Raw genomic sequence first — 14382 nt, forward strand, 5'->3', positions numbered from 1 at the left:
GGCCGTGCGGCTCCTGTTATTGAAGTTGTGGAAAGTCGCGGCTCCCTAGTCCGGAGGCGCGGCGGATGCAAGCTGCCCGCCGCCAACTTGCGGTTCTGCGGCGGTTCTGCGCTGGCAAAGTGTCGCTTGCGGCCGGCGCTCGGTCTCAGGCGGCTTTCTCCCACCTGCCCGACTCATTCTGCTTCCAGTAATTGCGGATCACGCCTTCGCGATCGGCGAGCCCCTTCCATGCCACCCGCGCCGCGCCGATCGCGTCCTCGTCAAAGAAGTGAAACGCCCGATCGAACCCCAGCGCCTCCTCGCGCCAGACACCGTCGACCAGCGCGATGTGCCGCGCGCCATTGGCCGCGACCGGCGCGTCGCTGATCAACACTGGCTGTCGCACATCGTCCTCACCACCGCTTTGGCCGTGCGGCAGGAAGCTTTCGGGAGCATAGGTCCAAAGCAACTGGTCGAGTTTTGCCCGCTGTCCCGCCTCGCCGGCGACGACGATCAGCCGTCCGCCGGTTGCGACCACCTTCTCGGCGATCTGCGGCAATGCGCGTTCGAGCGGGACCTGCGTGAGATGGTAGAAGTCGACTTGCATGGCTCCTGTTAGCGTCTCCGTGCGTTCGGGCCAACGCACGCGACGTTGCGATGCCGCAACCGCTGCGATAGGGCGGACGGCGCCGCGTGCCGGGAGTGAAGTAAAAGGTGGGAATCGTCGTTACGCGCAAGGTGTTGCTACTGTCGGCCGCGCTGGGTCTGTGTCTTGCGGCACAGGCGCGGGCGCAGGAGACTGCTGACCCGATCGATGCACCCACGCGCCAGCCCGATTTGCCGCAATTGCCCTCCGTCCCCAGCCCCGAGCTGCAGGACCGCGGCGTGGCGCCCCCGCCGCCGTCGACCGAAGCCACGTCGGCGAATCCCGACGAAGTGCAGTTCACCGCCGACCAGCTCGATTACGATTACGAAAAGGACGTCGTCACCGCCGCCGGCGAGGTCCGCCTCAGCCGCCGCAGCGATCGCCTGCGCGCCGACAAGATCGTCTGGAACCGCAAGACGGGCAAGGTCGTCGCCGAAGGCAACATCGTCATCGTGAATCCCGAGGGCGACGCAGCCTATGGCGACCGGATCGAGCTGACCGACACGCTCAAGGATGGCGCGATCGACAACATGCTCGTCGTGCTCGACGCCGGCGGCCGCATCGCTGCCCAGCGCGGCCGCCGCGACAACGGAATTATCACCGTCGAGCATGCGGCGTATACGGCATGCTCGGTGGTCGATAGCGAAGGCTGTCCCAAGGAGCCTTCGTGGAAGATCACCGCGCGTCGCGTGGTCTATGACCCGACCAAGAAGCGCATCCGCTATACCGGCGCGCGGATCTCGGTGTTCGGCTTCGCCTCGGTGCCGCTGCCGGCCTTTTCGCACCCGGTCGGCGGCACCAGCGACGACGGTTTCCTGACCCCCGACATCCGGCTCGATCGCACCAACGGCTTCCAGATCGCGCTGCCTTATTATTTCAGCTTCGCGCCCAACCGCGACCTGACCGTCACGCCGCGCGTGTTCACCAACACGCTGCCGATGCTGCAGGGCGAATATCGCTCACTCGAAAGCTTTGGGGCCTATCGCGTCACGGCCTATGGTACTTATAGCCGACGCGCCGACGATCTCACCGTGCCGCTCACTCCCGAGACGTCGAGCAACGATTTCCGCGGCTATCTCGATGCCGTTGGCCGCTTTCAGCTCTCGCCGGAATGGAGCGCGAGCGCCTCGTTCCGGCTCGCCACCGACCGGACCTTTCTCCGGCGCTACGACATTTCGCGCGACGACCGGCTGCGCAACAATGTGCGGCTCGAGCATATCGATGCCGACAGCTATTTCGCGATCAACGCTTGGGCGGTGCAAACGCTACGCGCAGGCGAGCGCCAGGGCATTCAGCCCTTTGTGCTTCCCGAACTCGACTATCGCCGGCGCATGGACGACGGGCTACTCGGCGGGCGCTTCGAATTCCAGCTCAACACGCTAGCGCTCGCCCGCTCGGACGGCCAGGATTCGCAACGCGCCTTCGGCAGCGCGCGCTGGGACCTGCGCAAGCTGACCAATTGGGGCCAGGAAGTCACCTTCACTGCCTATGGTCGCGCCGACGCTTACAATACCCACGACACGCTATCGACCACCGTTGCCAGCTATCGCGGCGATGAGGGCTTCCAGTTCCGCGGCATCGCCGCCGCCGCGGTCGATGTGAAATGGCCGCTCGTCGGCGAATTGTTCGGCGGATCGCAGCGCATCACCCCGCGCGTCCAGGTCGTCGCGGCACCCAAGCTCGAGAACCTCGCCGTTCCCAACGAGGATGCCCGCGCCGTCGATCTGGAGGATTCGAACCTTTTCGCGCTCAACCGCTTCCCGGGATACGATCGCTTCGAGGATTCGACCCGATTCACCTGGGGCGTCGATTATTCGCTCTATCTGCCGGGCTTCAGCGTCGACGCCAATGTCGGCCAGAGCTATCGCCTGACGTCGCGCCCGACGATCTTCCCCGACGGCACTGGACTCACCGATCGCGTCTCGGACATCGTCGGCCGAACGGTCGTCCGCTTCCGCGACTTTGTGAGCTTCACGCACCGCTATCGGCTCGACAAGGACGGCCTCGCCTTCCGCCGCAACGAGATCGACGCGACGGTCGGTTCGCGCGGCACCTATCTCCAGCTCGGCTATCTCCGCCTCAATCGCAATATCGGGCCCTCGCTCGAAGACTTGCAGGACCGCGAGGAAGCACGCGTCGGTGCGCGCGTCCAGATCGCGCGCTCCTGGTCGGTCTCGGGCGCGACGCTCATAGACCTGACGAATCGCGACGAGGACGTGCTGTCGGAGTCCGACGGCTTCCAGCCGGTCCGCCACCGGCTCGGCGTCACCTATGAGGACGACTGCCTTCGCCTCGGCCTCACCTGGAAGCGCTATTACGAGACGACCGGCGATGCACGGCGCGGCAACTCGTATCTTTTGTCGCTGGCGTTCAAGAATCTGGGACGCTAGCGTAATGCCTTGGGGCGGGATGTAACCGAATCCCGTCAAGCCTTGGTTCAGGCACAATTGGCGAGTATGCGCCACGATCTCCCGGGATATGAGGGTACGGCTTCACGTGAACATGGGTGTTGCAAAGGCGGCGCGCTTCGGCCGCAAGACTATTATGGCTCTCGGCCTCGCGGGGGTTGCCTCGATCGCCCTCGCGCAGACCGTCCCCGATCAGCAGATGCCGACCTCCGGCCTCGATCTTCCCGCGAACTTCCAGTTCTTCGGCAAGAGCGATCCGAACATCCGCAAGCCCACTGCGATCGTCAATGACACTGTGATCACCGGCACCGATGTCGACCAGCGGGTCGCGATGGTCGTCGCGATCAGCAGGCTCAACCTCAAGCCCGAGGAGCGTGACCAGCTGCGCCTGCAGATGCTGCGCCAGCTGATCGACGAGGCGCTCGAGATCCAGGAGGCCAAGGCCAACGAGATCACGGTCGACCCGCGCGAGATCGAGCAGAGCTTCGCGCGCGTATCGAAGAACTTCCAGAAGACACCCGACCAGATGCGTGGTTGGCTTCGTGAAATCGGCGCCTCGGAGCGCACGATCCGTCGCCAGATCGAAGCGGATATGGCGTGGAACCGCCTGCTGCGCCGCCGCGTCAACATCAACGTAGGCGAGGCCGAGGTCAATGCGATGATCAATCGCATGAAGGAAGCCAAGGGCAGCGACGAATATCATGTCTACGAAATCTACATGAACGCCACGCCGGATCGCGCGCAGGAGGTGCATGCCTCGATGCAGAAGATGATCCAGCAGATGCGCGAGGGCGCGCCGTTCGACTATCTCGCCAAGACCTATTCGGAATCCTCGACGAAGTCGGTCGGCGGCGATCTCGGCTGGATCCGCCCGGCGATGCTGCCCGATGCACTCGCCCGCGCTGCACAAGAGATGCAGGCTGGCCAGGTTGCGGGTCCGATCCAGCTGCCGACCGGGTTCTCGATCCTGTATCTCGCCGAGAAACGCCAGGTGCTGACCGCCGACCCGCGCGACGCCAAGCTCAGCCTGCGCCAGGTAGCAATCACTTTTCCCAAGGGCACCACCGAGGCGCAGGCCAGTGCCCGCGCTGGTGAATTCGCCACCGCGACGCGCGCTATCAAGGGCTGTGGCGATGTCGCCAACGTCGCCAAGGCGCAAAACGCGGAAACCGTCGATCGTGACGGAATCGCGATCAAGGACCTACCCCCTGCGCTGCAAAACATGATCATGCCGCTTCAGGTCGGACAGGTTACCCAGCCGTTCGGCTCGGTCGAGGACGGGGTACGTGTGCTCGTTCTGTGCGGCCGCGACGATCCGAAGGAAGCCAATGAGCCTTCGGTCGAGCAGGTTCAGCAGCAGCTCGAAGAGCAGCGCACGAATCTGCGCGCCCAGCGCATGCTGCGCGACCTGCGCCGCGACGCGCTGGTCGAATATCGCTGAGGTGAGCGGCGGGCGGATGCCGGTTCCGCTCGCCATCGCGATGGGCGATCCCGCCGGGATCGGACCTGAGATCGCCGCCAAGGCGTGGAGCGCACGCGCGCTGCATTCGCTGCCGCCCTTTTTCACGGTAGGCGATCCGCGCGCGATCGAGAAGGTCTGGGACGGTCCGATCGCGCGGATCACCAGTCCGGACGAAGCCGGCGCAGCGTTCGACACGGCACTTCCCATCCTGGTGATCGGCGACAATCTCGAAGTCGCGCCGGGTATCCCCGACGTCGAAAGCGCCCGCTGCGCGCTCCAGTCGCTCGAAGTGGCCGCGGGCATCACGCGCTCGGGGGCAGCGGGCGCATTGGTGACCGGCCCGGTCTCCAAGGCGCAGCTCTACAGCATCGGCTTCACCTATCCGGGCCAGACCGAATTCGTCGCGGAGCGCTGCGGCGTCGCCAGCGAGAACACGGTGATGATGCTCGCCGGGCCGACATTGCGCGTTGTGCCGATCACGGTGCATGTCGCGTTCGCCGAGGTGCCGGTGCTGATCTCGCAGGAACTGATCGTCGCAAAGGCGCGCGTCACAGCTCGCGGTCTGCAACGCAATTTCGGGATCGAGAAGCCGCGGCTGGCCTTTGCGGGGCTCAACCCCCATGCCGGCGAGAGCGGCGCGATCGGTCGCGAGGAGATCGACATCCTGATGCCGGCAATCGAGCAGCTTCGCGTCGAGGGGATCGACGCGGTCGGGCCGTTCGCCGCCGACACGATGTTCCACGCCCGCGCGCGTGCCGGCTATGACGCTGCACTGTGTCTCTATCACGATCAGGCGCTGATCCCGATCAAGACGCTGCACTTCGACGACGGCGTCAACACCACGCTCGGCCTGCCGATCGTCCGCACCTCGCCCGATCATGGGACGGCCTTCGGGATTGCCGGTCGCAACGAGGCCAATCCCGGCGCGATGATCGCCGCGATCCGCATGGCTGCGGCACAGGCTGATCGACGCGCAGAGGCGCTCGCAGGCACCACGTGACCGAATTGCCGCCGCTCAGGGACGTCATCCGCAAACATGGTCTCAGCGCGAGCAAGGCGCTTGGGCAGAACTTCCTGTTCGACCACCAGCTTCTTGGCCGCATCACGCGGGTGCCCGGCAATCTCGCCGGCGCCGAGGTGTTCGAGGTCGGACCAGGCCCGGGCGGCCTTACCCGCGCGTTGCTCGAGGCCGGCGCATCGGTCACGGCAGTGGAGCGCGACCGGCGCTGCATCCCGGCGCTGAACGAACTCGGCGAATTCTTCCCGGCAAAGCTCAAGGTGATCGAGGGAGACGCGCTGGAGGTCGATGCGCCTGCGTTGTTCGAGACCAAGCCGCACGTCGTCGCCAACCTGCCCTACAATGTCGGCACCGCCTTGCTGGTCGGCTGGCTGTCAGCGGCCTGGGAGCCATGGTGGGCAAGCCTGACCCTGATGTTTCAGAAGGAAGTTGCCGAGCGCATCGTCGCGGCGGCGGGGTCGGAGGCCTATGGCCGGCTGGCGGTGCTGTCGCAGTGGCGCTCGACGCCGCGGATCGCGATGACGGTCCACCGCTCGGCTTTCACACCGCCGCCCAAGGTGATGTCGGCGGTGGTGCACATCGTCCCCGCCGCGGCACCCGAAGGTGTCCGTCTCCAGATTCTCGAGGGCCTGACCGGTGCCGCGTTCGGCCAGCGGCGGAAGATGCTGCGGCAGAGCCTCAAGGGCGTGCCGGGCGCGCTGGCGGCGATGGAGCAGCTCGGCATGGATTCGAGTCGCCGCGCCGAGACGGTCTCGGTCGACGAGTTCGTCGCTTTGGCGCGAACTCTCAGTTAGGCTTGGCGGCCGTCGGCGTCGCAGGCTCGGCCTGCGCCGTCGCGGTCACCGGCGGGCCCTTGGCGATCGACGCGGCGAGTAGGGTCGCGTCGTTGCAATCGCCGCCGCACGCGGTCTTGATCTTGGCGAGATTCTCCTGCGCCTTGGCGGTCGCGCCCTTGGCGACCAGGGCCTCGCCCTGCCCGCGCAATGCCGCAACGTCGTTGGGTTCGAGCGCAAGCGCTTCCGAATAGAAGCGAATCGCCTTACCGGGGAGCCCGCGTGCGCGCGCGACGTCGGCGAGGACGAGGAACGCCTCGCGATTGCGTGGGTCCACCGCCAGCGCGCTTTCCAGTGCGTCCTGCGCGCCGTCGAGATTACCCGCGGCCTTTGCCGTCCGCCCCTCCTGGAGCAAAGCGAGCGACTTAGGGTCGATCTGATCGTCGGGACGCTGCGCCATCAGCGAGGTCGAAACCGAGAGCACCATCAGCGCCGCGGCCGCCGAAATCGCAGTGATCCGCATGAAAATCTCCGAAACTGAGGGGCGTAGCGCTACCATGGCCGAACCATCTTCGCGACAAAAAAGCCGTCGGTCGAGTCCGCCAGCGGGGTGAGCCGCATTCCGGCGCCGCGCGGCCGGCCCGCACCCAGCGCCAGCGGCGCGGCGGTCCAGCCGGGAAATGCGTCGAGGAAGGCCGCGACCTGGCTCGCGCCCTCGTCGTCGAGCACCGAGCAGACGACATGGACCAGCGCCCCGCCCGGCCGCACCAGTTCGGCGGCGAGGCCCAGTATGTGGCGCTGGGTCGCGACCAATTTGTCGAGCCGTTCGGGGGTCAGCCGCCAGCGCGCCTCGGGGTTGCGCCGCCAGGTGCCCGTGCCCGAGCAAGGCGCGTCGACGAACACGAGGTCGGCACGCCCCCTCTGGTCGCCCAGTTGCTCCGCCTCGCGGCCCGGGTTGAGAAGCCGGGTCTCGGCGATCGTCACCCCTGCCCGCGCGGCGCGCTCTGGCAGCCGCTGGAGCCGGCCTCGATCGACGTCGCAGGCGAGGATGCTGCCCTGGTTGGCCATCGCTACCGCGAGCGCCAGCGTCTTGCCGCCGCCGCCGGCGCACAGATCGATGACATGCTGCCCGGGCGTGGCATCGCCGGCCAGCGCCACGACCTGGCTGCCAGCGTCCTGCACTTCGAACTGCCCCGCCGCGTAACCGGCAAGCTGGTCGACGCGCGTCTCGGCCGGCAGCCGCAGCGCGTCGGGCGCGAAGACGAGGGTTTCGGAATCGGGCAATTCAGCGGCGACCTGTTCGCGCGTCGCCTTGAGCCGATTGACGCGGAGGTCGAGTGGCGCCCGGCCGAGCAACGCCGCCTGCTCGTCGATGCCGATATCGGACGCTCGCAGTTTCTTGATCAGCCAGCCTGGCGCGTGCCCCTTGATGGCAACGGGCTCGCCCGCCGCGATCGGCGCGGGTCCATAGGAGCTGCCGTCGAACGTCGCGGCGATCTCGGGGTGCTGCGCGGCCACCGCCCGCATCGCCGCGCGGCCGCTTTCGGGCCGCTCGCCGCATAAGCGGATCGCGTCATAAACCAATTCGCGGATCGCGCGCCGATCCTTCGATCCGGCATAGCGGCGCTCAGCGAACCAGCGCGCGATCAGCGTATCGGCCGCCGCGCCCTGGTCCCGCGCGGCGACGATGATGCGGTCGAGCAGGTCGATCGCCGCCTGGGTGCGTGCGGCGGGGTTCATGCGTCAGCGTGTCGGATAATTGGGCGCCTCGCGGGTGATCGTCACGTCGTGGACATGGCTTTCCTTGAGCCCCGCCCCGGTGATCCGCACGAACCGCGCCTTCTTCTGGAATTCGGCGATCGTCGGCGCGCCGACATATCCCATTGCCGCCTTCACCCCGCCCACCAGCTGATGAACGACATCGCGCGCAGTGCCCTTGTACGGCACCTGGCCCTCGATGCCCTCGGGAACGAGCTTGAGCTGGTCCTTGATGTCCTGCTGGAAATAGCGGTCGGCCGAACCGCGCGCCATCGCGCCGACCGACCCCATACCGCGATATGATTTGTAGGCGCGGCCCTGGTAGAGAAAAGTCTCGCCCGGTGCTTCCTCGGTGCCGGCGAGCAGCGAGCCGACCATACAGGTCGAGGCCCCCGCGGCGAGCGCCTTGGCAAGATCGCCCGAGGTGCGCAGCCCGCCGTCGGCGATCACCGGCACGCCCGACTTTGCCGCCTCGCCCGCCGCGTCCATGATCGCAGTGAGCTGCGGCACGCCTACGCCGGCGACGACCCGCGTCGTACAGATCGAGCCCGGGCCGATGCCGACTTTGAGTCCGTCGGCACCCGCATCGATCAGCGCCTTCGCCGCCTCCGCCGTGGCGATGTTGCCCGCGACGACTTGGACCCGGTTCGACAGCTTCTTCACGCGCTCGACCGCACGTCCGACATCCTTGTTATGGCCATGCGCGGTGTCGATCACGATGAGGTCGACTTCGGCGTCGACCAAGGCCTCGGTACGCGCGAAGCCCTTATCGCCGACCGTGGTCGCCGCCGCGACGCAGAGCCGGCCGCTGGGGTCCTTGGTCGCGTTGGGGAAATTGACCGCCTTCTCGATATCCTTGACCGTAATCAGCCCGACGCAGCGATAGTCGCTATCGACGACGAGCAGCTTCTCGATGCGGCGCTGGTGGAGCAGGCGCCGTGCCTCCTCCTTGCCGACGCCCGCGGCGACGGTGGCGAGATTGTCGTGGGTCATCAGCTCGGAGACCGGCTGGTTGGGGTTCTCGGCGAAGCGGACGTCGCGGTTGGTGAGGATGCCGACGAGCTTGCCGCTTGCCTCGACCACCGGGATGCCACTGATCCGGTGGCGCTCCATCAGCAAGCGCGCCTCGGCCAGCGTGCCGTCGGGGGCGATCGTGATCGGATTGACCACCATCCCGCTCTCGTAGCGCTTGACCGCGCGCACCGCCTCGACTTGCTCCTCCACGTCGAGGTTGCGATGAAGCACGCCGATCCCGCCCAATTGCGCCATGACGATCGCCATGTCGGCCTCGGTCACGGTATCCATCGCCGAGGACAGGATCGGGATGTTGAGCGCGAGCCCCTTGGTCACGAAGGTGCGCGTGTCGGCCATGCTCGGCAGCACCTCGGACTCGCCCGGATACAGGAGCACGTCGTCGAAGGTTAGGCCGAGAGGGATATCCATGGGTGCGCCAATGTCCTGAGTCGGAGGTTGGCGGCCCATGTAACCGCGCTCAGGCCAAACCGCTAGTGCCCGGCGCGGCGATCGCCCTGACGGCGCTCCGTGCCCTGATAATCGGGGTTCGAATCCTTGCGGCGATCATTGTCGGCGCGGCGATTGTGCGGCGGTTCTTCGGTGCGACGGTCCATAACGTCTCCTATCCACCCCTCGGATATGAGGCCATGACCTTCGAATCGCGTTATAAAGCGGAGTATCCGCGGCGTTAACCGGCGCGATTCTCGTCCAGATACGGATAGAGCACTGCTTTCTCCTCCTCGATCTGCGCGCGCATCGCGCGCCGCATCGTCGACGAGGCCTCGCAATAGCCCGGCCAGTTCTTGACGACCTCGCGCAGGCTCCAGGTACTGATATGCGAGGAGGATGCTGTCATGGCGGCGGTGTTGCTGTCGTGAAGCGCATCGAGCGCGGCCGAGCCCTCGGTGCCGAGCCAGGACTTGCACTCCGCACAGAGGGTGTCGACCAGCCGCCGCCGGGCGCTGCTGATGCGGGTCAGACGATAGCGCACGCCTGCCAAGGCCGCCTCGTCGGGTGCCGGCCGCTGGGTCAGCGCCTCGAGCTCGTCGAGCATTTGCAGCAATTGCGCGTGCAGTTCGTGAAGTTCGGACATGGTCACCCTGGCAGAGGCCTGTTCGCGACGCCCATAGCCGCGTCGCACGCCCGCGACATTGCAGGGAAAGTCCGGAGCTTAGCGGCGATTGCGCGCGATCAGTGCGTGCGCCTGCGCGACGTGCATCGCCTCGATCATGCGGTCGCCGAAGCGCTCGGCGCCGCCGGTCGCCGCTGCGATCAGCGCATGCGCATCGTTGAGCTCGCGGTCGCTGGGGCCGAATGCCTGCGCGGCGATGGCGATCTGGTCGGGATGGATCAGCGACTTGCCGTCGAAGCCGAGCGCGCGGCCGTGGCGGCATTCGTCGGCTAGGCCGTCGGGATCATCGAGCGCGTTGAACACGCCGTCGATCGCCCAGCCGACGGCGGCGCGCGCGGCGAGCACGATCGTCTGCAGCGCCAGCGACAGCCCGTCGCGTCCGCCATCTGCGGGTATGCCGAGCGTGGCGCGCAGATCGTTCACGCCGGCTATCAGCCCGGCTACGCCAGGGACCGCGGCAATATCGGCCGCGGCAAGCACGCCACGCGGCGTCTCGATCATCGCAAGCACGGGCTTGGCCACCGCCGTGAGGGCGGCCGCATCCGCCGCAGTCTCAACTTTGGGCACCACGACGAAATCGCAGCGCGACCCCGCCACTGCCTCGCGGTCGGCGGCATGCTCGGCCGAGTCCAGCCCGTTGACCCGGATCGCGCACAGCCGATCCCCAAACCCCTCGCCCGCCGCCGCGACTGCCGCCGCGCGCGCCTCGGCCTTGGCATCGTCGCGCACCGCATCCTCGAGGTCGAGGATCACCATGTCGGCATCGAGGGTGCGCGCCTTGGCGATCGCGCGCGGGTTCGAAGCGGGCAGGAACAGCGCAGTGCGCGGCGCAAGGCTGGCTGTGGTCATGGCCTGACTCTATGCTAGCAAGGCGGACGAAATGCGAGGGGGAGTCGGGGTATGGACGTGCTGAACGTGTTTCTGATCGTGGTGGTGGCGGTGGTCCTGCTCTACCTCTTCTCAAGCGTGAAGATCGTCACCCAGGGCTATCAATATACGATCGAGTATTTCGGCCGCTTCACTGCGGTGGCCGCGCCCGGGCTCAATTTCTACCCCGCTTTCTTCTACCGTGTCGGCCGCAAGGTGAACATGATGGAGCAGGTGATCGACATCCCCGGCCAGGAGATCATCACCAAGGACAATGCGATGATCTCGACCGACGGGGTCGTGTTCTTCCAGGTCCTCGATGCCGCCAAGGCCGCCTATGAGGTGTCGGACCTCTATGTCGCCTTGCTCCAGCTGACCACCACCAACCTGCGCACCGTGATGGGGTCGATGGACCTCGACGAGACCCTGTCCAAGCGCGACGAGATCAATGCGCGGCTGCTCAACGTCGTCGATCACGCGACCACGCCCTGGGGCGTCAAGATCACGCGCGTCGAGATCAAGGACATCCGTCCGCCCGCCGACATCGTCAACGCGATGGGCCGCCAGATGAAGGCCGAGCGCGAGAAGCGCGCCAACATCCTCGAGGCCGAGGGCACGCGCGCCTCGGAGATCCTGCGCGCCGAGGGCCAGAAGCAATCGAAGATCCTCGAGGCCGAGGGCCGGCGCGAAGCGGCGTTCCGCGACGCCGAGGCGCGCGAGCGCTCGGCCGAGGCCGAGGCCAAGGCTACCGAACTCGTGTCCGATGCGATCGCCAAGGGATCGAGCCAGGCGATCAACTATTTCGTCGCGCAGAAATATGTCGAGGCGGTCGGAAAGTTCGCGACTTCGCCCAACGCCAAGACGATCCTGTTCCCGGTCGAGGCGACCCAACTGATCGGCACCCTGGGCGGGATCGGCGAGCTCGCCAAGGATGCGCTCGGCCGCGGCCCGCAGCCGCCGGCGCCCCCCGCCCCGCCTGCGCGCCCGCGCCCGACGCCGTTCGGTAGCCAGGAGGGCTGAGCCATGGCCGCATTGCTCGCCACTCCCGGGCTCTCGTGGCTGATCCTCGCGGCGGTGCTCGCCATCACCGAATTGCTCGTCCCCGGTATCTTCCTCGTCTTCGTTGCAGCCGGCGCGGCGGTGACCGGCGTGGTGACCTTGATCATCCCGGGTTTCGCGCTGACCTTTCAGGTCGCGGTGTTCGTGATCGCATCCTCGGCGGCGGTGGCACTCGGGCGGCGCTGGTACGTCAAGAACCCGGTGCCGAGCGCCGATCCCCTGCTGAACGACCGCGTCGCTCGGCTGATCGGCGAGGTGGTCACCGTGGTCGAGCCGATCGCGGCCGGCAAGGGCAAGGTTCGCGTTGGTGACAGCGAGTGGCTCGCCTCGGGACCCGACGCTCCCATCGGCGCCCATGTCCGCATCGTCGGGGCGGTAGGAACCTCGCTGACCGTCGAACCCGTAATCGCCTGACTTCAAGGAATGACCATGCGTACCACTCGCCGCCAGCTGCTGCTCGGCACAGCCGGAACCCTTGCCGCAGCCGCGCTTCCGCGCCAGGCGAGCGCCCTATTCGCTGAGGGCGACGCGCGCGCCGAAGCATTATTGTCGCACACGGCCGAGACCTTCCTCACGCTCTATCCGGAAAGCGCCACCTCGCTGGGGATCGACAAAGACGCGCGCGCGCCGCTCAAACATCAGCTCGCCGATCGCTCGCCGGAGGGGATAGGCAAGATCGCCGCGCATCTCCGCACGACACTTGCCGAACTCGGCAAGCTCGATCCGGCGTTGCTCAGCCCGCTGACCCGCACCAACGTCGAAGTGGTGCAGACCGCCTACGGCAATGCGCTCGAAGGGTTCGCCTTCCCCTATGGCGACGTCGCGGTCGGCAGCTGGCGCAACACGCCTTATGTCGTCATCCAGAATGTCGGCGCCTATCTCGACGTGCCGCGGATGCTCGACACCGATCACCAGGTGAACACGCCTGAGGATGCCGAGGCCTATCTCGATCGGGTCGAAGCCTATGCCGATCAGCTCGACGGCGAGACCGAACGGCTCAAGATCGCCGGCGGCCAGGGCGTGGTTGCGCCCGATTTCCTGCTCGACAAGGCGCTCAAGCAGATCCGGCTCGCGCGCAGCGGCAACACTGCCGGCTGGGGGCTGGTGACCTCGCTCGCCAACCGCAGCGCCGGGATGGAAGGCGATTTCGGCAATCGCGCCTGGATGCTCGCCAACGACAAGATCGTGCCTGCGCTCGACCGTCAGATCGCCGAGCTCGAACGCCAGCGCAAGCGCGCGACGTCAGATGCCGGCGTCTGGAAGTTCAAGGACGGCGAGGCCTATTACGCCTGGGCCCTGCGCGCCGGCACGACGACGAAAATGAGCCCGCAGGAAGTCCATCAGATGGGGCTCGACCAGCTCGCGGCGATCCAGGCCGAGATGGATACGATCCTCAAGAAGGAGGGCTATAGCCAGGGCAGCGTCGGCGCACGGATGGAGGCACTCGCCAAGGATCCGCGCTTCACCTTCGCGGAGGGCGATCCCGGACGTGCCGAGATCATGAAGTTCCTCAACGCGCGAATCAGCGACATCCGCAGCCGCATGCCGCAGGCGTTCAACACCTTGGTAAAGGGTAATGTCGAAGTGCGGCGCCTACCGCCCGAAGAGGAGCCGGGCGCGCCCGGCGCCTATGGCGGCCCCGGCTCGATCGACGGGACGATCCCGGGCAAGTTCTGGATCAATTTGCGCTCGACCGGCCTGCACACCCGCTTCAGCCTGCCCGATCTCGCTTATCACGAAGCAATCCCCGGCCATGTCTGGCAGGGTGAATACACGTTCAAGCTGCCGCTGATCCGCAGCCTGCTCCAGTTCAACGCCTATTCGGAAGGCTGGGCGCTCTATGCCGAGCAGCTCGCCGACGAACTCGGCGTCTATGCCGACAATCCGGCCGAGAAGCTCGGCTATCTTCAGTCGCTCGGTTTCCGCGCCTGCCGACTGGTGGTCGACACCGGGCTCCACGCCAAGCGCTGGACGCGCCAGCAGGCAATCGAGTGGTTCGTGCATGCCAACGGCTCGTCGGTCGACGAGGTCACCGGCGAGGTCGACCGCTATTGCTCGTGGCCGGGTCAGGCCTGTGGCTATAAGGTGGGCCATAGCGAGATCAACCGGCTGCGCGACCGCGCCAAGGCGGCGCTGGGCACACGCTACGACTTCAAGGCGTTCAACGATGCCGTGGTGCTCGGCGGCAACGTGCCGATGACCGTCCTTGGCCACGTCGTCGATCGCTATGTGGCGGGACAAAAAGGCTGAGCCGCTTGACCTGGTC

At 66.7% G+C, this 14382-nt stretch carries 14 protein-coding genes; 7 read left to right on the plus strand and 7 right to left on the minus strand.

What is annotated here, in order from left to right:
• Positions 1-145: 145 nt before the first annotated feature.
• Positions 146-586 (minus strand): DNA polymerase III subunit chi, encoded by a 441-nt coding sequence (locus tag AC3WJI_RS02615; RefSeq protein WP_492755682.1) that lies wholly within the window; start codon positions 584-586, stop codon positions 146-148.
• Positions 587-693: 107 nt separating this feature from the next.
• Here AC3WJI_RS02615 and AC3WJI_RS02620 point away from each other — a divergent pair, with 107 nt between their 5' ends.
• The 4 genes from AC3WJI_RS02620 to rsmA all read left to right on the plus strand — a co-directional run bounded on the left by AC3WJI_RS02620 (position 694) and on the right by rsmA (position 6307).
• Entirely contained in the window at positions 694-3015 is a 2322-nt protein-coding gene (locus AC3WJI_RS02620) for an LPS-assembly protein LptD (protein ID WP_492755683.1), read from the plus strand.
• Between the two features lie 154 nt (positions 3016-3169).
• Complete coding sequence (locus AC3WJI_RS02625) at positions 3170-4474, plus strand: peptidylprolyl isomerase (RefSeq protein ID WP_492755684.1); 1305 nt, start codon at positions 3170-3172, stop codon at positions 4472-4474.
• Between the two features lie 16 nt (positions 4475-4490).
• Positions 4491-5495: a 4-hydroxythreonine-4-phosphate dehydrogenase PdxA gene (gene pdxA / locus AC3WJI_RS02630; RefSeq protein ID WP_492755685.1), complete on the plus strand. Its 1005-nt coding sequence runs from the start codon at positions 4491-4493 to the stop codon at positions 5493-5495.
• Complete coding sequence (gene rsmA / locus AC3WJI_RS02635; protein WP_492755686.1) at positions 5492-6307, plus strand: 16S rRNA (adenine(1518)-N(6)/adenine(1519)-N(6))-dimethyltransferase RsmA; 816 nt, start codon at positions 5492-5494, stop codon at positions 6305-6307. Before pdxA ends, rsmA begins: the two co-directional genes overlap by 4 nt.
• Here rsmA and AC3WJI_RS02640 read toward each other — a convergent pair.
• The 6 genes from AC3WJI_RS02640 to AC3WJI_RS02665 form a co-directional block, all read right to left on the minus strand.
• Positions 6300-6809 carry a tetratricopeptide repeat protein gene (locus tag AC3WJI_RS02640; RefSeq protein WP_492755687.1) on the minus strand — a complete coding sequence of 170 codons (510 nt, stop codon included), beginning with the start codon at positions 6807-6809 and terminating at the stop codon, positions 6300-6302. The genes rsmA and AC3WJI_RS02640 overlap by 8 nt on opposite strands.
• A gap of 29 nt (positions 6810-6838) precedes the next feature.
• Positions 6839-8026: an RsmB/NOP family class I SAM-dependent RNA methyltransferase gene (locus AC3WJI_RS02645; protein ID WP_492755688.1), complete on the minus strand. Its 1188-nt coding sequence runs from the start codon at positions 8024-8026 to the stop codon at positions 6839-6841.
• Between the two features lie 3 nt (positions 8027-8029).
• Positions 8030-9487: an IMP dehydrogenase gene (gene guaB / locus AC3WJI_RS02650; protein ID WP_492755689.1), complete on the minus strand. Its 1458-nt coding sequence runs from the start codon at positions 9485-9487 to the stop codon at positions 8030-8032.
• 62 nt (positions 9488-9549) lie between these two features.
• On the minus strand, positions 9550-9672 hold the full coding sequence (locus AC3WJI_RS02655; protein WP_492755690.1) for a hypothetical protein: 123 nt from the start codon (positions 9670-9672) through the stop codon (positions 9550-9552).
• A 74-nt stretch (positions 9673-9746) separates the two neighbouring features.
• Complete coding sequence (locus tag AC3WJI_RS02660) at positions 9747-10199, minus strand: hypothetical protein (RefSeq protein ID WP_492755691.1); 453 nt, start codon at positions 10197-10199, stop codon at positions 9747-9749.
• Positions 10200-10229: 30 nt separating this feature from the next.
• A complete protein-coding gene (locus AC3WJI_RS02665) occupies positions 10230-11039 on the minus strand; it encodes an HpcH/HpaI aldolase/citrate lyase family protein (RefSeq protein ID WP_492755692.1) in 810 nt (269 codons plus the stop codon).
• A 51-nt stretch (positions 11040-11090) separates the two neighbouring features.
• On the opposite strand from AC3WJI_RS02665, the gene AC3WJI_RS02670 reads away from it, so the two are divergent.
• Genes AC3WJI_RS02670 through AC3WJI_RS02680 form a run of 3 tightly spaced genes read left to right on the plus strand, consistent with a single transcriptional unit; the run spans position 11091 to position 14366 of the window.
• Positions 11091-12077, plus strand: a complete 987-nt coding sequence (locus AC3WJI_RS02670) for an SPFH domain-containing protein (protein ID WP_492755693.1) — start codon at positions 11091-11093, stop codon at positions 12075-12077.
• A 3-nt stretch (positions 12078-12080) separates the two neighbouring features.
• Positions 12081-12530 (plus strand): NfeD family protein, encoded by a 450-nt coding sequence (locus tag AC3WJI_RS02675; RefSeq protein ID WP_492755694.1) that lies wholly within the window; start codon positions 12081-12083, stop codon positions 12528-12530.
• Between the two features lie 15 nt (positions 12531-12545).
• Positions 12546-14366, plus strand: a complete 1821-nt coding sequence (locus tag AC3WJI_RS02680; RefSeq protein WP_492755695.1) for a DUF885 domain-containing protein — start codon at positions 12546-12548, stop codon at positions 14364-14366.
• Positions 14367-14382 lie beyond the last annotated feature (16 nt).

The organism is Sphingomonas sp. FW306-1B-B10E (assembly GCF_058782005.1).

What these genes read in the sequence shown, in the direction of transcription:
- AC3WJI_RS02615 (WP_492755682.1), bottom strand. Translation starts at nt 586, where the DNA reads ATGCAAGTCGACTTCTACCATCTCACGCAGGTCCCGCTCGAACGCGCA.
- AC3WJI_RS02625 (WP_492755684.1), top strand. Translation starts at nt 3,170, where the DNA reads ATGGCTCTCGGCCTCGCGGGGGTTGCCTCGATCGCCCTCGCGCAGACC.
- pdxA (WP_492755685.1), top strand. Translation starts at nt 4,491, where the DNA reads ATGCCGGTTCCGCTCGCCATCGCGATGGGCGATCCCGCCGGGATCGGA.
- AC3WJI_RS02640 (WP_492755687.1), bottom strand. Translation starts at nt 6,809, where the DNA reads ATGCGGATCACTGCGATTTCGGCGGCCGCGGCGCTGATGGTGCTCTCG.
- AC3WJI_RS02645 (WP_492755688.1), bottom strand. Translation starts at nt 8,026, where the DNA reads ATGAACCCCGCCGCACGCACCCAGGCGGCGATCGACCTGCTCGACCGC.
- guaB (WP_492755689.1), bottom strand. Translation starts at nt 9,487, where the DNA reads ATGGATATCCCTCTCGGCCTAACCTTCGACGACGTGCTCCTGTATCCG.
- AC3WJI_RS02655 (WP_492755690.1), bottom strand. Translation starts at nt 9,672, where the DNA reads ATGGACCGTCGCACCGAAGAACCGCCGCACAATCGCCGCGCCGACAAT.
- AC3WJI_RS02665 (WP_492755692.1), bottom strand. Translation starts at nt 11,039, where the DNA reads ATGACCACAGCCAGCCTTGCGCCGCGCACTGCGCTGTTCCTGCCCGCT.
- AC3WJI_RS02670 (WP_492755693.1), top strand. Translation starts at nt 11,091, where the DNA reads ATGGACGTGCTGAACGTGTTTCTGATCGTGGTGGTGGCGGTGGTCCTG.
- AC3WJI_RS02675 (WP_492755694.1), top strand. Translation starts at nt 12,081, where the DNA reads ATGGCCGCATTGCTCGCCACTCCCGGGCTCTCGTGGCTGATCCTCGCG.
- AC3WJI_RS02680 (WP_492755695.1), top strand. Translation starts at nt 12,546, where the DNA reads ATGCGTACCACTCGCCGCCAGCTGCTGCTCGGCACAGCCGGAACCCTT.